This is a genomic window from Salipiger sp. H15 (assembly GCF_040409955.1).
In the GTDB taxonomy this organism is placed as follows: domain Bacteria; phylum Pseudomonadota; class Alphaproteobacteria; order Rhodobacterales; family Rhodobacteraceae; genus Salipiger.
On the sequence record NZ_CP123384.1, the window covers coordinates 166,635 to 188,225 of the forward strand.

At 69.2% G+C, this 21,591-nt stretch carries 24 protein-coding genes; 4 read left to right on the forward strand and 20 right to left on the reverse strand.

The window, feature by feature from the left end:
* Position 1: 1 nt before the first annotated feature.
* The 17 genes from PVT71_RS00790 to PVT71_RS00870 all read right to left on the reverse strand — a co-directional run bounded on the left by PVT71_RS00790 (position 2) and on the right by PVT71_RS00870 (position 15,324).
* Positions 2-220 carry a DUF5337 domain-containing protein gene (locus tag PVT71_RS00790; RefSeq protein ID WP_353472592.1) on the reverse strand — a complete coding sequence of 73 codons (219 nt, stop codon included), beginning with the start codon at positions 218-220 and terminating at the stop codon, positions 2-4.
* 64 nt (positions 221-284) lie between these two features.
* The gene (locus PVT71_RS00795; protein WP_353472593.1) at positions 285-1,028 is read right to left on the reverse strand and encodes an endonuclease; all 744 of its coding nucleotides are present in this window, start codon (positions 1,026-1,028) and stop codon (positions 285-287) included.
* Between the two features lie 27 nt (positions 1,029-1,055).
* Complete coding sequence (locus tag PVT71_RS00800) at positions 1,056-2,204, reverse strand: NADH-quinone oxidoreductase subunit E (protein WP_353472594.1); 1,149 nt, start codon at positions 2,202-2,204, stop codon at positions 1,056-1,058.
* 91 nt (positions 2,205-2,295) lie between these two features.
* On the reverse strand, positions 2,296-2,628 hold the full coding sequence (locus tag PVT71_RS00805; protein ID WP_353472595.1) for a hypothetical protein: 333 nt from the start codon (positions 2,626-2,628) through the stop codon (positions 2,296-2,298).
* Positions 2,625-3,845: an NADH-quinone oxidoreductase subunit D gene (locus PVT71_RS00810; RefSeq protein WP_353472596.1), complete on the reverse strand. Its 1,221-nt coding sequence runs from the start codon at positions 3,843-3,845 to the stop codon at positions 2,625-2,627. Before PVT71_RS00810 ends, PVT71_RS00805 begins: the two co-directional genes overlap by 4 nt.
* Positions 3,845-4,456 (reverse strand): NADH-quinone oxidoreductase subunit C, encoded by a 612-nt coding sequence (locus PVT71_RS00815; RefSeq protein WP_353472597.1) that lies wholly within the window; start codon positions 4,454-4,456, stop codon positions 3,845-3,847. Before PVT71_RS00815 ends, PVT71_RS00810 begins: the two co-directional genes overlap by 1 nt.
* Positions 4,457-4,473: 17 nt before the next feature.
* Positions 4,474-5,007 (reverse strand): NADH-quinone oxidoreductase subunit B, encoded by a 534-nt coding sequence (locus tag PVT71_RS00820; RefSeq protein ID WP_194132731.1) that lies wholly within the window; start codon positions 5,005-5,007, stop codon positions 4,474-4,476.
* On the reverse strand, positions 4,998-5,363 hold the full coding sequence (locus PVT71_RS00825) for an NADH-quinone oxidoreductase subunit A (protein ID WP_353472598.1): 366 nt from the start codon (positions 5,361-5,363) through the stop codon (positions 4,998-5,000). The genes PVT71_RS00820 and PVT71_RS00825 overlap by 10 nt, the downstream gene beginning before the upstream one ends.
* Before the next feature lie 356 nt (positions 5,364-5,719).
* Complete coding sequence (locus PVT71_RS00830; RefSeq protein ID WP_353472599.1) at positions 5,720-6,511, reverse strand: crotonase/enoyl-CoA hydratase family protein; 792 nt, start codon at positions 6,509-6,511, stop codon at positions 5,720-5,722.
* Position 6,512: 1 nt separating this feature from the next.
* Positions 6,513-7,013 (reverse strand): AAA family ATPase, encoded by a 501-nt coding sequence (locus PVT71_RS00835; RefSeq protein ID WP_353472600.1) that lies wholly within the window; start codon positions 7,011-7,013, stop codon positions 6,513-6,515.
* Positions 7,014-7,868, reverse strand: a complete 855-nt coding sequence (locus PVT71_RS00840; RefSeq protein ID WP_353472601.1) for a hydroxymethylglutaryl-CoA lyase — start codon at positions 7,866-7,868, stop codon at positions 7,014-7,016.
* A gap of 77 nt (positions 7,869-7,945) precedes the next feature.
* Positions 7,946-8,608, reverse strand: a complete 663-nt coding sequence (locus tag PVT71_RS00845; RefSeq protein WP_353472602.1) for a glutathione S-transferase family protein — start codon at positions 8,606-8,608, stop codon at positions 7,946-7,948.
* Positions 8,605-10,545 (reverse strand): biotin carboxylase N-terminal domain-containing protein, encoded by a 1,941-nt coding sequence (locus PVT71_RS00850; protein ID WP_353472603.1) that lies wholly within the window; start codon positions 10,543-10,545, stop codon positions 8,605-8,607. The genes PVT71_RS00845 and PVT71_RS00850 overlap by 4 nt, the downstream gene beginning before the upstream one ends.
* Before the next feature lie 147 nt (positions 10,546-10,692).
* Entirely contained in the window at positions 10,693-12,297 is a 1,605-nt protein-coding gene (locus tag PVT71_RS00855) for a carboxyl transferase domain-containing protein (protein ID WP_353472604.1), read from the reverse strand.
* Positions 12,294-13,856, reverse strand: coding sequence for an AMP-binding protein (locus PVT71_RS00860; RefSeq protein ID WP_353472605.1), 1,563 nt, complete (start codon positions 13,854-13,856; stop codon positions 12,294-12,296). The genes PVT71_RS00855 and PVT71_RS00860 overlap by 4 nt, the downstream gene beginning before the upstream one ends.
* The gene (locus PVT71_RS00865) at positions 13,853-14,158 is read right to left on the reverse strand and encodes a hypothetical protein (RefSeq protein WP_353472606.1); all 306 of its coding nucleotides are present in this window, start codon (positions 14,156-14,158) and stop codon (positions 13,853-13,855) included. The genes PVT71_RS00860 and PVT71_RS00865 overlap by 4 nt, the downstream gene beginning before the upstream one ends.
* 2 nt (positions 14,159-14,160) lie before the next feature.
* Positions 14,161-15,324: an isovaleryl-CoA dehydrogenase gene (locus tag PVT71_RS00870; protein WP_353472607.1), complete on the reverse strand. Its 1,164-nt coding sequence runs from the start codon at positions 15,322-15,324 to the stop codon at positions 14,161-14,163.
* A 160-nt stretch (positions 15,325-15,484) separates the two neighbouring features.
* On the opposite strand from PVT71_RS00870, the gene PVT71_RS00875 reads away from it, so the two are divergent.
* Together PVT71_RS00875 and PVT71_RS00880 are read left to right on the forward strand one after the other, a co-directional pair.
* Positions 15,485-15,967, forward strand: a complete 483-nt coding sequence (locus PVT71_RS00875; RefSeq protein WP_353472608.1) for a pyridoxamine 5'-phosphate oxidase family protein — start codon at positions 15,485-15,487, stop codon at positions 15,965-15,967.
* 20 nt (positions 15,968-15,987) lie between these two features.
* Entirely contained in the window at positions 15,988-16,455 is a 468-nt protein-coding gene (locus tag PVT71_RS00880) for a CreA family protein (protein ID WP_353472609.1), read from the forward strand.
* A 4-nt stretch (positions 16,456-16,459) separates the two neighbouring features.
* Here the strand turns inward: PVT71_RS00880 and PVT71_RS00885 are convergent, their stop codons facing one another.
* Both PVT71_RS00885 and dksA read right to left on the reverse strand, forming a co-directional pair.
* Entirely contained in the window at positions 16,460-17,629 is a 1,170-nt protein-coding gene (locus PVT71_RS00885) for an FAD-dependent monooxygenase (RefSeq protein WP_353472610.1), read from the reverse strand.
* Between the two features lie 110 nt (positions 17,630-17,739).
* Positions 17,740-18,162 carry an RNA polymerase-binding protein DksA gene (gene dksA, locus PVT71_RS00890; RefSeq protein WP_353472611.1) on the reverse strand — a complete coding sequence of 141 codons (423 nt, stop codon included), beginning with the start codon at positions 18,160-18,162 and terminating at the stop codon, positions 17,740-17,742.
* A gap of 271 nt (positions 18,163-18,433) precedes the next feature.
* Here dksA and PVT71_RS00895 point away from each other — a divergent pair, with 271 nt between their 5' ends.
* Together PVT71_RS00895 and PVT71_RS00900 are read left to right on the forward strand one after the other, a co-directional pair.
* Positions 18,434-19,273, forward strand: coding sequence for a MoxR family ATPase (locus PVT71_RS00895; RefSeq protein WP_353473896.1), 840 nt, complete (start codon positions 18,434-18,436; stop codon positions 19,271-19,273).
* Between the two features lie 246 nt (positions 19,274-19,519).
* On the forward strand, positions 19,520-21,016 hold the full coding sequence (locus tag PVT71_RS00900) for a DEAD/DEAH box helicase (RefSeq protein WP_353472612.1): 1,497 nt from the start codon (positions 19,520-19,522) through the stop codon (positions 21,014-21,016).
* A 147-nt stretch (positions 21,017-21,163) separates the two neighbouring features.
* Here the strand turns inward: PVT71_RS00900 and PVT71_RS00905 are convergent, their stop codons facing one another.
* Entirely contained in the window at positions 21,164-21,589 is a 426-nt protein-coding gene (locus PVT71_RS00905) for an OsmC family protein (protein WP_353472613.1), read from the reverse strand.
* Between the last annotated feature and the right edge of the window lie 2 nt (positions 21,590-21,591).

The window sequence follows — 21,591 nt, forward strand, 5'->3', positions numbered from 1 at the left end:
CTCAGTCCTTGTCTTTCCGGCGTGACCGCCAGAGCCCGTAAATCATCCAGATCGCCGTCCCGAACCCGGCCAGAGCGGCAAGGTCGAAGAAGGCCCTCGTGCGCTGGGTCCAGCCCAGCATCTCGCCCGCGACCGTCGCGGCGATCCAGGCCAGTCCGACCCCGGCGATGACGAGCGCGATGATGCGCCCCTGCCGGCTGTGCTGGTCCTGTCCGCTCATCTTCGGTCCGGTCCCTCGTTACCGCACCGCCGGGCAGGCCCGGCGGCACCATTCCATCGGCAGGTCAGTAGACCTCGCCATCCTCGACGCGCCTGGAGAACTCGGTCTCCCCGCCCGCCGCAAGTATCCTGGCCTGCCCGATCCAGTCATCGCGCGAGACCCGGCCGCGGAACCCTTTCAGGTTCTGATCCATCCATGCGACCTCGGCAGGGCTCCAGCCCGCGATCTGGTCGAAATGGTAGATGCCCAGCTCGTGCAGCAGCTGCTCGAGCTTGGGCCCCACGCCCTTGATTTCCTTCAGGTTGTCCGCCGCACCGGAGCGCGGCTTGGCCAGCGCCTCGGGCTGCGAGCCCCCTTCATCCAAGTCCACCAGCTTCGCCGGGGCCGCGGCCTTTGCCGGTTCCGCCGGTTTCGCCGCGACCGGCTCGGGCTTCGGCGCTTCCGCGACCTTTGCCACCTCCGGTTTCGGCGCCGCCGGGGCCGGGGCCGCGGGTGCCGCTGCGGGAGCGGGAGTGACCTTCACCGGGGCCGCCGCGGCTGCCGGACGTGCCGGAACCGGGGGAACCTCGCCCTCGACCACGCGGGTCAGCCGCGAGGTGGGCGAGCGTTCGCCCAGCTTCGGGACCGGGGCGCAGAAGAGCCAGGTGAAGATCGAGCCGAGCAGTCCGGTCGCGAGAAGCCCGAGCAGCAGCGCCGCCGGAAATCCCCTGTGTCCACCCAGCGCGAAGAGCGCGACGACGAGGCCGATCACGGCCGCTGTTATCCAGCACTTGCGGGTGCATCCGTCCTGCATCGTCACGTCTGTCATCTCTCACTCCCGAGTTATGTCATTGGATCAATCTTCGTCGTAAACCTCGCCCTTCTCCACGCGGGCAGAGAATTCCGTCTCGCCACCTTCGGCCAGCGTCCTGGCCTGGGCAACCCATTCGTCGCGCGACGCGCGACCCTTGAACCCTTCGAGATTGGCGTCCACCCAGGCCAGCTCGTCCTCGGTCCACGAGGCGATCTGCGCGAAGTGGAAGAAGCCGAGCCCGTGCAGCAGCTGCTCGAGCTTGGGGCCCACGCCCTTGATCATCTTGAGATTGTCCGCGCCACCCTCGAGCGGGGCGGACAGCGTTTCGGGCTTGCGGCCCCCGGTCGCCACGGGCTCGGATTTCACCGCGGCCGCGGACTTCACCGGCGCCTCGCGCTTGTCGATCCCGGTCTCGTCCACCGGCGCGCCCTTCGAGAGCTTCGGCGCGTGGGTGTCGGGCGCGGCGTCGCCCTTCTCGGACGAGCGGTCACGCCACGGCGCGCGCAGCGGCACCTCGGTGCCGTCGATGCGCTTGACCGTGTCGCCGATCGAGGTCGCCAGCGCGACGGAGGCGTTGAGCGCCTCGCGCTCGCCCACGCCCTCGGTCAGCACGACCGGGCCGCCGAGCGGCTCGGCGGCGAAACGGCCGTTCTGCGGGCCCGGCACCGGGACATTGCCCGCCGCCATGGCGTCGAGGATCTCGGCCAGCTTCTCGCCGGTCAGGTCCTCGTAGTAATCCTTGCCGATCTGCGCCATCGGGGCGTTCGAGCAGGCGCCGAGGCACTCGACCTCTTCCCACGAGAACTTGCCGTCGGCGGAGACCTCATGCGGCTTGCCGGCGATCTTGGCCTTGCAGACCTCCATCAGCTCGCCCGCGCCGCAGATCATGCACGAGGTCGTGCCGCAGATCTGCACGTGCGCCACCGAGCCGACCGGCTGCAGCTGGAACATGAAGTAGAAGGTCGCCACCTCGAGCGCGCGGATGTGGGCCATGCCCAGCATGTCGGCGACGTATTCGATGGCGGGCCGGGTCAGCCAGCCCTCCTGCTCCTGCGCGCGCCAGAGCAGCGGGATGATGGCGCTGGCCTGACGGCCCTCGGGGTACTTGCTGATCTGCGCTTCGGCCCAGTCCATGTTGGCGGGCGTGAAAGCGAAGCTCTCGGGCTGTTCGTGATGAAGACGGCGCAGCATGGCAAACGGACCTTCGGTTCATGTCGTGGGCCGGGGGCGAGACGCCACCGCGGCATTGGGACGGGGCCGGGCCCCGCCGCTCTGTAATCTGTCAGCCGGCCGCTGTCTCGGCGGCCTCAGCGTCAAGCGCCGCAGGCTCCGCCGCGGGGGCGCAGCTGCCGGTCACGAGGCGCACGCCGCCGGTGTCGGTGGGCACCGCCTGCTCGGTCTTGACCTTGTAGGAGGCGATGTCCTGCACCTGCTCGCGGGTCAGGCCGGTCTGCAGCTCGACGGGCTGGTAGTCGCCTTCGGAGACCAGCGCGCAGCCGATCGAGGTCACGGCGTCGTCCCAGGCCATGAGGTCCTGCTCGTCGGTGCCTTTCGGCGGCATGGCACAGGCGGCGAGAAGGCCGAGGGCTGCGAGGGCGGCGGAAACACGGATCATCGGTCAACCTCTCCGAACACGATATCGAGCGAGCCGAGAATGGCCGCGACGTCGGCCAGCTGGTGGCCCTTGCACAGGTAGTCCATCGCCTGCAGGTGCAGGAAGCCCGGCGCGCGCAGCTTGGCGCGGTAAGGCTTGTTGCTGCCATCGGCGACAAGATACACGCCGAACTCGCCCTTCGGCGCCTCGACCGAGACGTAGACCTCGCCCGCGGGGACGTGGAAGCCCTCGGTGTAGAGCTTGAAGTGGTGGATGAGCGCCTCCATCGAGGTCTTCATCTCGGAGCGCTTCGGCGGGGTGATCTTGCCGCGCGCCAGCACGTCGCCCTGGTTCTCGGGCAGCTTCAGCTTCTCGCAGGCCTGGACCATGATCTTCACGCTCTCGCGCATCTCGGCCATGCGGACGAGGTAGCGGTCGTAGCAGTCACCGTTCTTGCCGACGGGGATCTTGAAGTCGAACTCGTCGTAGCACTCGTAGGGCTGTGCGCGGCGCAGGTCCCAGGCGAGGCCGGAGCCGCGCACCATGACGCCCGAGAAGCCGTGCTGCTGGATGTCGTCCTCGGTCACCACGCCGATGTCGGCGTTGCGCTGCTTGAAGATGCGGTTCTCGGTCAGCAGGTCGTCGATGTCCTGCAGGCGGGCCGGGAACTGCTGGCACCACTCGGCGATGTCGTCGATCAGCTCGGGCGGCAGGTCCTGGTGGACGCCGCCGGGCCGGAAGTAGGCCGCGTGCAGGCGCGCGCCGCAGGCCCGCTCGTAGAAGATCATCAGCTTCTCGCGTTCCTCGAAGCCCCAGAGCGGCGGCGTCAGCGCGCCCACGTCCATGGCCTGCGTGGTCACGTTCAGCAGGTGGTTCAGGATGCGCCCGATCTCGCAGTAGAGCACGCGGATCAGCTGGGCGCGGCGCGGCACCTCGACCTTGCAGAGCTTCTCGATCGCCAGCACCCAGGCATGTTCCTGGTTCATCGTGCCGACATAGTCGAGCCGGTCGAAATACGGCAGGTTCTGCAGGTAGGTGCGGCTTTCCATCAGCTTCTCGGTGCCGCGGTGCAGCAGGCCGATGTGCGGATCGCAGCGCTCGACGATCTCGCCGTCAAGCTCGAGCACGAGGCGCAGCACGCCGTGGGCCGCAGGGTGCTGCGGGCCGAAGTTGATGTTGAAGTTGCGGATCTTCTGCTCGCCCGAGAGGGCGTCGTCGAAACCTTTGGAGCCGTCCATCACTTCGCCCCCTCCTCGGCCTTTTCATCGCCGGGCAGCACGTATTGCGCCCCTTCCCAGGGCGACATGAAATCGAACTGGCGGTATTCCTGCACCAGCTTCACCGGCTCGTAGACGACGCGCTTGAGCTCTTCGTCGTAGCGCACCTCGACATAGCCCGTGGTCGGGAAGTCCTTGCGCAGCGGGTGGCCGCGGAAGCCGTAGTCGGTGAGGATGCGGCGCAGGTCCGGATGCCCCGAGAAGAGGATGCCGAACATGTCGAACACCTCGCGCTCGAGCCAGTTGGCCGAGGGGTGCAGCGACGTGACCGACGGTACGATCTCGTCCTCGCGCACCGAGACGCGCAGGCGGATGCGGTGGTTCTGGTACATCGACAGGAAGTGGTAGACCACGTCGAAGCGCTTGGGGCGGTTCGGGTAGTCGACCGCGGTGATGTCCACCAGCGTCGAGAAGCGGCAGGTCGGGTCGGCGCGGAGAAACTCCACCATCCCGGCGATGTTCGCCGGGGCCACGTCCACGTTCAGCTCGCCATGGGTCACGTCCCAGGCGATCACGCAGTCGGGGCGCTTCGCCTCGATATGGGCGCCCAGTTCGCTCAGTGCTTGCGTCATTGCATCCCCTCCCGCGCTCAGCGCACGATCGTGCCGGTGCGGCGGATTTTCTTCTGCAGGGCCATCAGCCCGTAAAGCAGCGCTTCGGCCGTCGGCGGGCAGCCGGGCACGTAGACGTCGACCGGGACGACCCGGTCGCAGCCGCGCACCACCGAATAGCTGTAGTGATAGTAGCCGCCGCCGTTGGCGCAGGAGCCCATCGAGATCACGTAGCGCGGCTCGGGCATCTGGTCGTAGACCTTGCGCAGCGCCGGGGCCATCTTGTTGGTCAGCGTGCCGGCGACGATCATCAGGTCAGACTGGCGCGGGCTGGCGCGCGGCGCGGTGCCGAACCGCTCGAGGTCGTAGCGCGGCATCGAGGTCTGCATCATCTCGACGGCGCAGCAGGCCAGGCCGAAGGTCATCCAGTGCAGCGAGCCGGTGCGCGCCCAGTTGATCACGTCATCGACGGTGGTCAGCAGGAAGCCCTTGTCCTGCAGCTCGCGGTTCAGCGCCTGAGTCGCGACCTCACGGTCGCCACCGGCGGTGTTGAGCCCGGTCATCACTCCCATTCGAGAGCCCCTTTCTTCCATTCATAGGCAAAGCCCGCGGTCAGCACCGCGAGGAACGCCATCATCGACCAGAAGCCGACCATGCTCACGTCCTTGAACGCGGTGGCCCAGGGGAAGAGGAAGGCGATCTCGAGATCGAAGATGATGAAGAGGATCGAGACCAGGTAGAACCGGACGTCGAACTTCATCCGCGCGTCGTCGAAGGCGTTGAACCCGCATTCATAGGCCGAGACCTTTTCGGGGTCGGGGCTGCGCACCGCCAGCACGACGGCGGCGAGGATGAGCACGAGACCGAGCGCGACCGCTACGGCGAGGAATACGAGGATGGGAAGATATTCCCGCAGCATCTCGTCCACGTTGTGGCTCCTTTGCGAGGCGCACCGCAAGGCGGTGCGGAGACCATGGCTTTGTTGCCTTGCTGTGAGTGACTTATCGCCGAGTGAGAGCCGGGTCAACAACCGCCCAAGATATTCACGAATGATGAAAATACTTTCACGACAATGGGATACGGAAGCTTCCGCCGGGTAATCCCTGATGTTTCGAGATTTTTTCCGTCGACCGTTGCATACATTCTGCGCGGAGCCGCAGACTCAGCCCCTTGCGACTGCCGAAGAAAGCGCCATCCTCACGGACTCGCGAGGATGGCGGGGCATGTAAAGGCTCCCTAGCGGAATGCCTTGCGGGTTGCGGCCGCGGGGCCGCGCCCCCGGGTTCAGTCCTGCTGCGCCTGCACCCAGGGCGCCGGGCGCTTGTCGAAGAAGGCCGCGATGCCCTCCTGCGCCTCGGCGGTCTCCCAGCGCGCGGCGAGCGCGTCGATCGCCATGTCGACCTGCGCCGGTGTCACCTGCCCCGCCAGCGCATTGAGCAGCGCCTTGCTCTCGCGCACCGCCCCCGGCGCGCAGGCGAGATAGGGCGCGATCTCGGCCTCGACCGCTGCCTCCAGCGCCTCCGGCGCCACGACGCGGTTGAGCAGACCCAGCCGCTGCGCCTCCTCCGCCCCGAAGATGCGGGCACTCATGAAGACCTCGCGCGCCCTCGTTCCGCCCATCCGCGCGATCACGTAGGGGCCGATATTGGCGGGCAAGAGGCCAAGCCGCGTCTCGGTGAAGCCGAACTTCGCCCCTTCAACGCCGACCACCACGTCGCAGACCGAAATGAGCCCCATGCCGCCGCCGAAGGCATTGCCCTGCACCTTGCCGATCAGCGGCTGCGGCAGCGCCGCCAGCGCGGCCAGCGCCTCGGCGATGCGCCGCGACTCGCGGCGGCGGGTCTCGCCGTCCATCTCGAACTGCGCGCGCATCCAGGCGAGGTCCCCACCGGCGCAGAAGCTGCCGCCCTCGGCCGCCAGCACGACGACACGGACGCCCTCCTCCGCCGCCAGCGCCTCCGCCGCGGCGACCAGCTCGGTCATCATCTCCGCCGACAGCGCGTTGTGCTTCTCGGGCCGGTTCAGCACCAGCTCCGCCACGCCGCGCGCGTCGATGCGCGTCTCGATCAATGCCATCTCAATCCTCCATCGCCGCCGCGATCCGCGCCGCGGCCCCTTCCATTTTCTCCACCGCCGTGTCGATCCGCAGATCCGCCCCCGGCCAGGGCCGGTAGTCGCGCGCCTGCACCGCCGCCCAGTCCGGCAGGACGAGCCCCGCGACCTCCGGCGCCCGCGCCTCGACCCGCCGCCGGTGCTCGCCCGCGTCCGTGCAGAGCAGTTCCACCCGCAGCACCCGGTACCCCGCCCCCGCCGCCTCCCAGGCCTCCCGGGTCAGCGGCCAGGGGTTCACGCAATCGCCGATCACGTCGAGCCCCTGCGCCAGCGCGCCGCGCGCCACCGCCTGCGCCGCGGCATAGCCGCCGTCGGCAAGGTCGGTGAATGCCATGTGCGAGCCGCGCATCGCCTGCTCGATCGCGTCGATCCGCAGCCAGAGCGCCCCGGTCCGCGCCGCGAGCGCCCGCGCCACCGCGCTCTTGCCGACCCCCGGCAGGCCCGCGAGCACGACCAGCACCGCCACTCAGCCCGCCCGCATCCGGCGCGCCATGGCCGCGGCCTCGTCCAGCACCGCGCGGTCGAGCCCGGTCTCGTAGCCGAGCGCCGCGAGCCGGTCCGCCACCGCCTCTGTCGCCACGTTGCCCGCCGCCCCCGGCGCGTAGGGGCAGCCGCCAAGCCCGCCCACCGCCGCGTCGAAGACCCGCAGGCCCATGGCCAGCGCCGCCTCGACATTGTCGAGCGCCCGCCCGCCGGTGTCGTGGAAATGCCCCGCGAGCCGCTCGGGCGGCACGACCTGCACCACCGCCGCCAGCATCGCCGTCACCGCCTCCGGCGTCGCGCGCCCGATCGTGTCGCCGAGCGAGACCTCGTAGCAGCCCATCTCGTGCAATGCCTTCGCCACCGTCGCCGCCTGCCCCGGCGCCACCGGTCCATCATAGGGGCATTCGACCACGCAGGAGACATAGCCGCGCACCGGCAGCCCGGCCGCCCGCGCCGCCTCGGCCACCGGGGCAAAGCGCTCGAGGCTCTCGGCGATCGAGGCATTGATATTGGCGCGGCTGAACCCTTCCGAGGCCGAGCCGAAGATCGCCACCTCGTCGACCTTCGCCGCCAGCGCCGCCTCGAGCCCCTTCATGTTGGGCGTGAGCGCGGCATAGCGCACTCCCGGCGCGCGGATGATCCCCGCCATGACCTCGGCCGAGGTCGCCATCTGCGGCACCCATTTGGGGCTGACGAAGCTGGCGCATTCGATGCGGCGGAACCCGGCCCGGCTGAGGCAGTCGACCAGCGCGATCTTCTCCGCCGCCGGGATCAGCCGCGCCTCGTTCTGCAGCCCGTCGCGCGGCCCCACCTCGAAGATCTCGACAAACTCGCCCATCGCTCCGCCCTCTTCCCCTGACCTTCTTCTCTTTCCAAATACGCACGGCCCGGCGCCGCCGCCGGGCGCACCGCCGCTCAGGTGCCCGGCAGGTCCCAGGCGGGGTAGAACGCGCGGGTATAAAGCCGCTCGCCCTCGCCCGGCAGCGCCCGCCCGAAGCCCGGCCGCGCGGTGATCCGCCCGTACCAGTCGCCGAGCCGCTCCAGCCCCTCGATGGCGCGGAAGTGCCGCCCGATGTAGACCGCCTGCCCCACGGCGATGTCCGCCGCCGAGAAGCCGTCCAGCAGGTGATCGCCGCTCTTCGCCAGCCGCGCCTCGATCGCCTCGTAGCACTTGCCGAGCCGCGCCGCTTCCAGCTGCATGATCACCGGCGAGCGCATGTGATCCTCGCGCAGCATCAGGTGCTGCTGGGTGAGCGCCGCGCAATGCTGGCTCATGGTCTCGGCGAAATGCAGCCAGACGAGGTAGTCGCGCCGCTCCGCGTCGCCGCGCATCCGCCCCAGCCCCTTGTCGGGGTAGAGCTCGCAGAGATACTCGAGGATCGCGCCGGACTCGAACATGGTCTCGCCGCCGATCTCCAGCGCCGGCACCCGCCCGGCGGGCGAGAGCGCAAGGTAATCCTGCCGCCGCAGCGACTTGTCGAAGCGCTCGGTGACCAGCTCGTAGGGCAGCCCCAACTCCTCCAGCAGCCACAGCACGCGCATCGAGCGCGACTGCGGCACGTGGTGGAGCCGAATCACGCCTCCTCCTCCTCGAGCCGGATCAGCGCCGCCCCTGCCTCGACCTGCGAGCCGGCCTCGACCAGCACCTCGGCGACGATGCCGTCGCGCGCGGCGCGCAGCGTGTGTTCCATCTTCATCGCCTCGAGCAGCGCCAGCCGGTCGCCCGCCGCGACCTGCGCCCCGGCCTCGGCAAAGACCGCGACCACCTTGCCGGGCATCGGCGCCTCGACGAGGTTGCCGCCCGCCCCCGCCTCGGCCACCCGGTCGAGCGGCTCGACGAGGTCGAAGCGCATGCCGTAATGGGCAAAGACCGTCACGTGGCCGTCCTCGCGGAAATGCCCGGCGGCGGGGCGCCCGTCGAAGCTCCAGCGCCCCTGCGAGCGGGCGGCCAGCACCGTCGCCCCCCGCACATCGATCTCGACGAGATCCGCCCCCTTCACCCGCAGCACGCAGGGCAGATCCTCCTCGCCCCGGCGCAGCAGCACCGAGCGCGCCAGCGGCGCCCAGAGGGTGAAGCCCACCTCCCAGCCCGCCGCCCCATCGAGCCCCGCGAGCACCAGCGCAGCCTCGGCCACCACCTGCGGCGCCAGCTCGGGCACCGAGACCAGCGTCTCGAGATCGCGCCCGATCAGTCCGGTGTCGACCTCGCCAGCGGCAAAGCCCGCGTGCCCGGCCAGCGCCCCGAGGAAGGCGAGGTTGGTCACCGTCCCCGCCACCCGCGTGTGGCGCAGCCCCTGCGCCAGCCGGCGCAGCGCCACGGCGCGGGTCGGCCCGTGCACGATCAGCTTGGCGATCATCGGATCGTAGTGGGGCGAGATCGCATCCCCCGAGCGCACGCCGCTGTCGGCCCGCACGTCGGCGGGGAACTCCAGATGCGCGAGCCGCCCGGTGGCGGGCAGGAAGCCCGCCGGCACGTCCTCGGCATAGAGCCGCGCTTCGAAGGCATGGCCGTTTATGGAAAGCTCCTTCTGCGAAAGCGGCAGCGGCTCGCCGCCCGCCACGCGCAGCTGCCACTCCACCAGGTCGACGCCGGTGATCATCTCGGTGACCGGGTGCTCGACCTGCAGGCGGGTGTTCATCTCCATGAACCAGAACCCGTCGGGGCGCAGCCCGTCCGAGCCGTCGACGATGAACTCCACCGTGCCCGCGCCCTTGTAGCCGATCGCCTCGGCGGCGCGCACGGCGGCGGCACCCATGGCGGCGCGCATCTCCTCGCCCATGCCCGGCGCGGGCGCCTCCTCGATGACCTTCTGGTGGCGCCGCTGCAGCGAGCAGTCGCGCTCGAAGAGATGCACCGCCTTCTCGCCGTCGCCGAAGACCTGCACCTCGATGTGGCGCGGCGCGGTGATGTATTTCTCGATCAGCACCGCCTCGTTGCCGAAGGCGCCGCGCGCCTCGGCCTTGGCGCCCTCCAGCGCGGCGGCGAAATCCGCCGCCTTCTCGACCAGCCGCATGCCCTTGCCGCCGCCGCCCGCCACCGCCTTGATCAGCACCGGGTAGCCGATCGCCCCGGCCTCCCGCGCCAGCCGCGCCGGGTCCTGGTCCTCGCCGAGATAGCCCGGCACCACCGGCACACCCGCCGCGTCCATCAGCCGCTTCGCCGCGTCCTTGAGCCCCATCGCCCGGATCGCCGAGGCCGAGGGCCCGACGAAGATCAGCCCCGCCGCCTCCACCGCGTCGACGAACTCGGGGTTCTCCGACAGGAAGCCGTAGCCCGGGTGGATCGCTCCGGCCCCGGTCGCCAGCGCCGCCTCGATGATGCGCTCGCCGCGCAGGTAGCTCTCGGCGGGCGCCGCGCCGCCGATGCAGACCGCGAGGTCGGCCTCGGCCACGTGGCGCCCGCCCGCGTCGGCCTCGGAATAGACCGCCACGGTGCGCAGACCCAGCGCCCTTGCGCTGCGCATCACCCGGCAGGCGATCTCGCCCCGGTTGGCCACCAGCAGAGTGTCAAACATCGCGCCCTCCAAGCCCGTCCCGGCTTCCACATGGTAAAAATATCCCGGGGGAGTCGCCGCAGGCGACGGGGGCAGCGCCCCCATTTTCCCAAATTGCGGACCCTTGGCCCGCGGGGGCAGCGCCCCCTCTCTTCAAACACCCGTCCATCACATCCGGAACACGCCAAAGCGCGTCTCCTCGATCGGCGCGTTCAGCGCCGCGCTCAGCGACAGCGCCAGCACGGCGCGCGACTTGCGCGGGTCGACGCAGCCGTCGTCCCAGAGCCGGGCCGAGGCGTAGAGTGGATGCGACTGCTCCTCGAACATGTCGATGGTCGGCTGCTTGAAGGCGGCCTCCTCGTCGTCCGACCAGCTGCCGCCCGCGCGCTCGATGGCGTCGCGCTTGACCGTGGCCAGCACCCCCGCCGCCTGCGCCCCGCCCATCACCGAGATGCGGCTGTTGGGCCAGCTCCAGAGGAACCGCGGCTGATACGCCCGCCCCGCCATGCCGTAGTTGCCCGCTCCGAAGGAGCCGCCGACCAGCATGGTGATCTTCGGCACGTTGGTCGTCGCCACCGCCGTCACCATCTTGGCGCCGTGGCGGGCGATGCCCTCGTTCTCGTATTTGCGGCCGACCATGAAGCCGGTGATGTTCTGCAGGAAGACCAGCGGGATGCCGCGCTGCGAGCAGAGCTCGACAAAATGCGCGCCCTTCTGTGCCGCCTCGGAGAAGAGCACGCCGTTGTTGGCGACGATCCCCACCGGGCAACCCTCGACATGGGCGAACCCCGTCACCAGCGTCTCGCCGTAGCGCGGCTTGAACTCGTCGAAGCGCGAGCCGTCGACCATCCGGGCGATGACCTCGCGGATGTCGTAGGGGGTGCGCAGGTCGGCGGGGACCACGCCGAGGATCTCCTCGGGGTCATAGGCCGGGGCTTCGGGCGACTGCCAGTCGACGCCAGAGGGCTTGACCCGGTTGAGCCCGCCCACCGCGCGCCGCGCCAGCGCCAGCGCGTGGGCGTCGTCCTCGGCAAGGTAGTCCGCCACGCCCGAGAGCCGCGTGTGCACGTCGCCGCCGCCGAGCTCCTCGGCACTGACCACCTCGCCCGTCGCCGCCTTCACCAGCGGCGGGCCGGCGAGGAAGATCGTGCCCTGTTCCTTGACGATGATGGTCACGTCCGACATGGCCGGCACGTAGGCGCCGCCCGCGGTGCAGGAGCCCATGACCACGGCAATCTGCGGGATGTTCTTGGCGCTCATCCGCGCCTGGTTGTAGAAGATGCGGCCGAAGTGGTCGCGGTCGGGGAAGACCTCGTCCTGGTTCGGCAGGTTCGCGCCGCCGCTGTCGACGAGGTAGACGCACGGCAGGTGGTTCTCCTCGGCGATCTCCTGCGCGCGCAGGTGCTTCTTGACGGTCATCGGGTAGTAGGTGCCGCCCTTCACCGTGGCGTCGTTGCACAGCACCATGACCTCGCGGCCCATGACCCGGCCGATGCCCGCGATCACCCCGGCGCAGGGGGCGTCGCCGCCATACATGCCATGCGCCGCCGTGGCGCCGACCTCGAGGAAGGGCGTGCCCGGATCGAGCAGGTTGGCGACGCGCTCGCGGGGCAGCATCTTGCCGCGCGAGACATGGCGCTCGCGCGCCTTTTGCCCGCCGCCCGCGGCCGCCTGCGCGGCGGCCTGTTCGATCACCCGCAGCGCCTCGAGATGGCCGGCGCGGTTGGCCCGGAACGTCTCGGAGGACGGGATGGCCTGCGATTTCAGTTTCATGTGTCCTCCTGAACCCTTGCGCGCTCTGCCTCGGCCGTTGCACGAGCCTTCAGCTCCTTGCGGATCACCTTGCCGGTGACCGTCATGGGCAGCGCCTCAAGAAACGATATTTCCCTTGGGCAGGAGTAGGTTGCGAGACGCTCTTTCACCCATGCCTTCAAAGTTTCCGCATCCGTCTGCGCGCCCTCCTTCAGGACCACGTAGGCCTTGACGATCTCGGTGCGCAGCGGGTCGGGCTTGCCGACCACGCCGACGGTCAGCACCGCCGGATGGGTGATCAGGCAATCCTCGATCTCGGCCGGGCCGATGCGGTAGCCGGCCGAGGAGATCACGTCGTCCTCGCGCCCGAGGAAGCGCAGGTAGTCGCCCTCCCAGGTGCCGCGATCACCGGTCAGCAGCCAGTCGCCGCGGAACTTCTCGGCCGTGGCCTGCGGGTTCCGCCAGTACTCCAGCATCATCGAGCCCGAGCCCCGGCGGATCGCCACATCGCCCTCGCCCTCGGTGGGCTGGCCCTCGAGGTCGATCACCGCGATCTCGTGCCCCGGCACCGGCTTGCCGATGCAGCCCGGGCGCGGATCGAAGAGCGTGCCCGCCGAGCTTGCCACCATGTTGCATTCGGTCTGGCCGTAGAACTCGTTGATCGTCAGGCCAAAGGCGGCACGGCCCCAGGCCAGCATCTCGGCCCCGAGGGGCTCGCCGCCACTGGCGACCGAGCGCAGGCCGGGGATGCGGGCGTCCGCCGCCTTCAGCATGCGCAGCGCGGTCGGCGGGAAAAACACATTTTTCACAGAGTGTTCCGCGCAGATCTTCGCGCACTCCGTGACCTCGAACTTGGCCATGCGGGCGGCCACCACCGGCACGCCGAGCGCCAGCGCGGGCATCGCCACGTCGAAGAGCCCGCCGATCCAGGCCCAGTCCGCCGGGGTCCAGAGCACGTCGCCGGGCTGGCCGAGCCGGTCGTGGCTCATCTCGACACCCGGCAGGTGGCCCATCAGCACCCGGTGCCCGTGCAGCGCGCCCTTGGGCTTGCCGGTGGTGCCGCTGGTGTAGATGAGGATCGCCGGATCCTCGGGGCCGGTGTCGGCGACGGGGCTTTCCGAGGGCGCCTCAGGCAGGTCGGTGACGACATCCAGATCGAAGGGCGCGAGCATCGCCGCCCCCTCTTCGTCGGTCACAACCACCTTCGCCCCGCTGTCGCCGAGCCGCGAGCGCAGCGCGTCCTCGCGGAAGAGCTTGAAGAGCGGCACGGAAATGGCCCCCATCCGCCACGCCGCGATATGGGCGGCGGCGCAGAGCGGCGACTGCGAGAGCAGCACCCCCACCCGGTCGCCGCGCGCCACGCCGCGCGCCTCGAGCGCCGCCTGCACCCGGCGCGACATGAGCGCGAGCGCGCCATAGGTGACCCGGCCGCGGCCATGGTCGAGGATCGCCACCCGCGCGGGCTCGAGCGCTGCCCAGTCGTCGCAGACCTGCGCGGCCATGTTGAGCCGCGGCGGGAAGCGCCAGTCGAAGCGCGCCCGCATCTCGTCGTAGGTGCCTTCCGGCAGCGTCACTCTCATGTCTGCGGCCCCCTCCTGACCCGCGCGTGAAGGATGCGCCCCAGCCGGTCCATCTCGTAGACATGCGCAAGGTCCTCCCGCGCGCAGGTCACCACGATCCAGACCGGCGCCTCCGCGGGGCGCCCCGTGCAATCGCTTCTCTCGGCCCCCTCCGGGCCGGTCTCGACGTAGAGCGTGGCGGCGGCGGCGATCGCCTCGGTCTCCGTCAGCTCCGCCGCCTGCATCCCGGCCCGGTAGGCCACCAGCGCCACCAGCGCGAGAAGCGCCAGCACGGGGGCGTACCAGAGCGGCCGGGACGGCATGGTCAGCCCATTGCCGCCATCAGCTCGCGGCCCACCAGCATCCGGCGGATCTCCGAGGTGCCGGCACCGATCTCCATCAGCTTGGCATCGCGGAAGAGTCGCGCCACCGGCGCATCGGCAAGGAAGCCCGCCCCGCCCATCGCCTGCACCGCCTGGTGCGCCTGCACCATCGCCTGTTCCGAGGCGTAGAGGCAGCAGGCCGCGGCGTCCTGACGGGTCACGTCGCCGCGATCGCAAGCCTTGGCGACCTCGTAGACATAGGCGCGGGCCGAGTTCATCGCCGTGTACATGTCGGCGATCTTGCCCTGCATCAGCTGGAACGACCCGATCGGCTGGCCGAACTGCTTGCGCTCGGCCATGTAGGGCATGATCTCGTCGAGGCAGGCGGCCATGATGCCGGTGCCGATGCCCGCGAGCACCACGCGCTCGTAGTCGAGCCCCGACATCAGCACGCGCACGCCCTTGCCCTCCTGACCGAGGATGTTCTCGAAGGGCACTTCCACGTCCTCGAAGATCAGCTCGGCGGTGTTCGAGCCGCGCATCCCGAGCTTGTCGAAATGCGGGCTGGTGGAGAAGCCGGTCATGTCCTTCTCGATGAGGAAGGCGGTGATGCCCTTCGACCCGGCCTCGGGGTCGGTCTTGGCATAGACCACCAGCGTGTCGGCGTCGGGCCCGTTGGTGATCCAGTACTTGTTGCCGTTGAGGATGAAGCGGTCGTTCTTCTTCTCGGCGCGCAGCTTCATGCTGACCACGTCGGACCCGGCGTTGGGCTCGGACATGGCAAGCGCGCCGACGTGCTGACCCGAGATCAGCCCCGGCAGGTACTTCGCCTTCTGCTCCGGCGAGCCGTTGAGCTTGATCTGGTTCACGCAGAGGTTGGAATGCGCGCCGTAGGAGAGCGAGACCGAGGCCGAGGCCCGGGCGATCTCCTCGACCGCGACGACATGCGCAAGATAGCCCATGCCCGCGCCGCCGAATTCCTCGGGCACGGTGATGCCCAGAAGGCCAAGCTCGCCCATCTCGCGCCAGAGCTCGTTCGGGAAGGCATTGTCCCGGTCGATCTGCGCCGCCATCGGCCTGACGCGCTCCTGCGCCCAGCGGTGCACCATCTCGCGCAGCGCGTTGACGTCTTCACCCAGATCAAAGGTCATGACCGCGTTGAACATCAAACCGCCCCTCCCCTGGCAGTTATTGAACACTTGTTCATATCTAAGCGCGCGTCCCCGCACCCGTCAACAACAAAGGCGCGTGACCCGGTCGTGACCCCGAGGAACGGCCCGGCGGCCTCCGCGTTGGGGCCCTGAAGACAGGAAAAGGAGAGACGAGATGCCCAAGGATCACATGACCGACCTCAAGGCCGATTTCTGGAAACACCTGAAGGACGTGCGCGCCGGGATGCTGGCGGCGGAGGGCGAACGCCCGGTGCCGATGGCGCCGCACGCCGACAAGGACGAGAACGCCATCTGGTTCATCACCGCCAAGGGCTCGGCCGCCGACCGCGCCGCCAGGAACAGCGGCGAGGTGAACTTCCTCGTGGCCGACACCAAGGCGCATCTCTACGCCAACGTCGTCGGCACGGCGTCGATCTCGAACGACGAGAAGAAGCTCGACGAGATCTGGAGCATCGTCGCGAGCGCCTGGTTCAAGGACGGACGGGACGATCCGGCGGTCCAGCTGGTCAAGATGACCCCGAAGGAAGCCGAAGTCTGGGTCAGCGATGGCGGCGCCAGCTTCCTCTACGAGATCGCCAAGGCACAGATGACGGATGACACGCCCGATCTCGGCGCGCATGGTCGGGTGACATTCTGATCACCTCCCGGAGACTCGCCATGAAACCCGCCCTCCTCGCCCTCCTGTGCCTGCTGCCCTCGATGACGCTCGCGGAGCAGGTCGGCGAGGTGGGCGTGGACTGGGTCGGCAATGACATCGAGATCGAGGCCATTGCCGATCCCAAGGTGCAGGGCGTCACCTGCCACATCGCCTATTTCGACCGCGGCGTGCTCGACCGGCTGTCCAAGGGCAACTGGTTCGAGGATCCGTCGAATGCCTCGATCTCCTGCCAGCAGACCGGGCCGATCGTGATCGGCGACATCGACCGCGACAAGGATGGCGAGGACGTGTTCCGCACCTCGCGCTCGATCATCTTCAAGTCGCTGCGGGTGAAGCGCATCTACGACGAGAAGAACCAGACGCTGATCTACCTCGCCCACGCGGCGGAACTGACGGAGGGCTCGGCCAAGGTCTCGCTGTCGACCGTGCCGCTCTACGGCACCGAGGTCACCTGGGCCGGGAAGTGAGGGGTCAGGCGACCTTCGTCGCGTCGTAGCCGTAGATCCAGTCGAACTGGCCCAGCATCCGGTCGGGCGCCACGCGCCCCAGCATCCCCATGCCGAGATGCGCGACCCCGCGCAGCAGCGGGTTGCGCAGGTGGTACTTCCAGGCATTGCCGTTCGCCGCCTCGACCACCTTGACGCAGCGCTCGCGGCGCAGCTCCTGGTAGCGCGCCAGCGCGGCCTCCTGGTCGTCGATGGAGGAAAGGCAGGCGGCCAGTACCCAGGCATCCTCGAGCGCCATGTTGGCGCCCTGCGCCATGAAGGGCAGCGTCGGGTGCGCCGCATCGCCGAGGATCGCCACGCCCGGCCCGTGCCAGCGCCGCGCCACCGGATGGCGGAAAAGCCCCCAGAGGCCCGGCTGCTCGACCGCCGCCAGCAGCTGCGGCACCTCGCCGCCGAAGCCGGCGAAGGCAGCGCGCAGGTTCGCCGGGTCATCGAAGTGGGACCAGCCCTCCTCGGTCCAGGCGCGGCGCTCCTCGACCGCGACGAGGTTCACCATCCGCCCGCCGCGCAGCGGGTAGCTGACGAGGTGCCGCCCCGGGCCCATGTGCACCCGCGCCTCTGGCGGATGGCCGCCGAGGTTCGGCACCACCGCCCGCCAGGCCACCTGCCCGGTGAAGAAGGGCGCAACCACGCCGTTGAGCGCGCCGCGCAGCACCGAGTGCAGCCCGTCCGCGCCGATCACCAGGTCCGCCGAGCAGGAATCGCCGGTCGCCATCTCGAGCCGCACCGGCGCGCCGGGATGGACGGCGGCGACCTTCTGCAGGAGCCGCAGCTGCACGCCCGCGTCGCGCGCCGCCTGCGACAGCAGCCCGATCAGGTCGGCGCGATGGACGAAGTGGTATTCCTCGCCGGCCCGCAGCCGCGCGAGGTCGAGCCGCAGCACCTCGGTCCCCCTGCGGTGATCGCGCAGCGACACCGCCTGCGCCCGGCAGGAGCCCGCGCGCAGCGCCTCGCCGAGCCCGAGCGCCTCCAGCACGTGCAGCCCGTTGGGGCTGATCTGCAGCCCGGCGCCGACCTCGGCGGTCGCTTCGGCCTGTTCCAGCACGCGCACGTCGAAGCCGCGCTGGCGCAGCGCCAGCGCCGCGGCAAACCCGCCGATACCCCCGCCGATGATCGTGACTGACTTGCCGGTCACCCTGCCGCTCCCGCTTAAGGCGAAAAAGTAAAACGCCGGAGCCAATGGCCCCGGCGTCCTGTCTTGTCAAGCCTTTGGCCCCCCGGCTGCCGACCGGCGGTCCCGCGGGCTCAGTCGTCGCGATGCACCTTTTCACGGCGCTCGTGGCGTTCCTGCGCCTCGAGGCTCATCGTGGCGATCGGACGCGCGTCGAGCCGCTTGAGGCTGATCGGCTCTCCGGTCACTTCGCAGTAGCCGTATTCGCCGTGCTCGATGCGGCGCAGCGCCGAGTCGATCTTGGCGACCAGCTTGCGCTGACGGTCACGGGTGCGCAGCTCAAGCGCGCGATCGGTCTCTTCGCTGGCACGGTCGGTCACGTCGGGAATGTTCCGGGTGGCTTCCTGCAGCGCCTCGATCGTGTCGCGGCTTTCGGCGAGGATGTCGTTTTTCCATGCGATCAGCTTACGGCGGAAATACTCCGTCTGACGCTCATTCATGAAAGGTTCGTCTTCGGCCGGACGGTAATCGTCGGGCAGAAAAGTTTCGGGCTTCATTTCTGCTCCCTCTTCAAAACCGGTGTCCGGCGAGGAATTCCTGACCGGTCCCGGCACCCCTTGCGAGGCTGCTGTTATCCCACCCACCCCTCGATGTCACTACACAATGGGATAGGTCGCGAACGAATATTCGGCAGGTGCCCATTTTGTAACCACCATATGACAGGAAGGTTCCGGCACGCCCGGAATCGCCGCTTGAAGCGGTCCCTGCGCGCCTTTATCCCTGCATGCGTCGCCGTCGAGGAGGAGCCCGATGCAGGACCCCAAGAGCCTGAGTTTCCACGGAACCGACGCCTACGTGGCGACCGAGGACCTGACCATGGCGGTGAACGCCGCGATCACGCTCGAGCGGCCGCTGCTGGTCAAGGGCGAGCCCGGCACCGGCAAGACCGAGCTGGCGCGGCAGGTGTCGCAGGCGCTCGGCCTGCCGATGATCGAATGGTCGATCAAGTCCACCACCCGCGCCCAGCAGGGGCTCTACGAATACGACGCGGTGAGCCGGCTCCGCGACAGCCAGCTCGGCGAGGAGCGCGTGCACGACGTCGGCAACTACATCCGCAAGGGCAAGCTCTGGCAGGCCTTCGAGGCCGACGGGAAGGTCGTGCTGCTGATCGACGAGATCGACAAGGCCGACATCGAGTTTCCGAACGACCTGTTGCAGGAACTCGACCGCATGGAGTTCCACGTCTACGAGACCGGCGAGACCATCCGCGCCCGCCAGCGCCCGATCGTCATCATCACCTCGAACAACGAGAAGGAACTGCCCGACGCCTTCCTGCGGCGCTGCTTCTTCCACTACATCCGCTTCCCCGACGAGGCGACGCTGCGCCGCATCGTCGAGGTGCACCACCCCGGCATCAAGCCCGCGCTGCTGACCGAGGCGCTGACCCAGTTCTACGCGCTGCGCGAGCAGCCGGGGCTGAAGAAGAAGCCCTCGACCTCCGAGGTGCTCGACTGGCTCAAGCTGCTGCTGGCCGAGGACCTCGACGCCGCCGACCTGCGACGGGACGCCGGCGACGCACTGCCGAAGCTGCACGGCGCGCTCTTGAAGAACGAGCAGGACGTGCACCTCTTCGAACGGCTCGCCTTCATGGCCCGGCGGCAGCGCTGAGTCCCTGCCGCCGCGACAGAATCCTGCGAAGAGGCGCCGAAAGCGTCACGATTCCGTGTCCCCAGGGCCTCAGAATCGGTTGAAACCGTCGTTTTTCCGGCGAAAATCCCGTCGAGATTGACCTTTCCCGCCTGATTCCGGTACAAGCCCGCATCATGGCTGCCTCAGGGCGGCTCTTTCGGGCCATCCGGGCCCTTTCTCAGACGCGCGGGCCACGTTTCAGAGTCCGCATCGCATCGGACCTACATGACCAAGTTTACTGACCTGAACCTGAACCCCAAGGTGCTGAAAGCCATCGAAGAGGCGGGCTACGAGACGCCCACCCCGATCCAGGCAGGCGCCATCCCCCCCGCGCTCGAGGGCCGCGACGTGCTGGGCATCGCCCAGACCGGCACCGGCAAGACCGCGTCCTTCACGCTGCCGATGATCACCCTGCTGGCGCGCGGCCGCGCCCGGGCACGGATGCCGCGCAGCCTCGTGCTCTGCCCGACGCGCGAACTCGCGGCGCAGGTCGCCGAGAACTTCGACGTCTACACCAAGCACCTCAAGCTCACCAAGGCGCTGCTGATCGGCGGCGTCTCGTTCAAGGAGCAGGAGCAGCTGATCGACAAGGGCGTGGACGTGCTGATCGCCACCCCCGGCCGCCTGCTCGACCATTTCGAGCGCGGCAAGCTGCTGCTCACCGGCGTACAGATCATGGTGGTCGACGAGGCCGACCGCATGCTCGACATGGGCTTCATCCCCGACATCGAGCGCATCTTCTCGCTGACCCCGTTCACCCGCCAGACGCTGTTCTTCTCGGCCACCATGGCCCCCGAGATCGAGCGCATCACCAACACCTTCCTGTCCGCCCCCGAGCGGATCGAGGTCGCCCGCCAGGCCACCGCCTCCGAGACGATCGAGCAGGGCGCGGTGTTCTACAAGGCCTCCCGCAAGGACCGCGAGGCCACCGAGAAGCGCGCCGTGCTGCGCGCGCTGATCGACAAGGAAGGCGACGCCTGCACCAACGCGATCATCTTCTGCAACCGCAAGGTCGACGTCGACATCGTCGCCAAGTCGCTGAAGAAATACGGCTACAACGCCGCGCCGCTGCATGGCGACCTCGACCAGTCGCAGCGCATGCGCACGCTCGACGGCTTCCGCGACGGCTCGGTCCGCCTGCTGATCGCCTCCGACGTGGCGGCGCGCGGGCTCGACGTTCCGTCGGTGAGCCACGTGTTCAACTTCGACGTGCCGAGCCATGCCGAGGATTACGTGCACCGCATCGGCCGCACCGGCCGCGCCGGGCGCACCGGCAAGGCCTTCACCATCGTCGTGCCGAAGGACGAGAAGAACTTCGACGCGATCGAGGCGCTGATCCAGAAGGAAATCCCGCGCATCGAGTCGCCGCTGCGAGGCACGCCGGTCTCCGACGCGCCGGTCATCGCCGACGAGGAAGAGCGCCCCGCCAAGCGCAGCCGCTCGCGGTCGCGCCGCGGCGAACGCAGCGAAGCCGCCCCCAAGGTGGCCGTGCAGCCCGAGCCCGTGATCGAGGCCGCCGCCCCCGCCCCTGTCGCCGCCCCCGCCCCCGCTCCGGTCGAGACCGCCGAGCGCGGCGAGCGCGAGCGTGATCGCGGCCCGCGCGGCGGCGACAAGTCGCGCAACCGCGGCCGCAAGGGCGAACGCGAGACGACCGTGGTGGGCATGGGCGATCACATGCCCGAGTTCATCGCCCTCAGCTTCGAGCAGCGCCGCGCCAGCTGAGGCCGCGCGCTCCGGAAACGAAAGAGCCGCCCCGAGGGGCGGCTCTTTTCGTTCCGGCCGAGGCCACGCTCCAAGCGCGCGCCCCGTCTTCTCTTTCCAAATACGCCGGGGAGCGCGAGGGGCAGCGCCCCTCGCTTCCGCCGCCGGTCAGGCCAGCTTCGCGTCCATGGTGATCTCGGCGTTCAGCAGCTTGGAGATCGGGCAGCCCGCCTTGGCCTTGCCCGCCGCCTCGAGGAAGGTCTCCTCGGTCGCGCCGGGGATGACCGCGGTCAGCTTGAGATGGCTCTTGGTGACCGCGAAGCCGCCGTCGACCTGCTCCAGCGTGACCGTTGCGACGGTGCTGATGTCGTCGGCCTTGAGATCGTAATCGCCGAGGATATTGCTCAGCGCCATCGAGAAGCAGCTGGCATGGGCCGCTGCGATCAGCTCCTCGGGGTTGGTCCCGGCCTCGTCGCCGAAGCGCTTGTTGAACCCGTAGTTCTGCTTGTTCAGCACGCCGGACTCGGTCGAGACGGTGCCCGTCCCGTCCTTCAGCCCGCCCTGCCAGTTCGCCGATCCGCTCTTGTTGATCATGT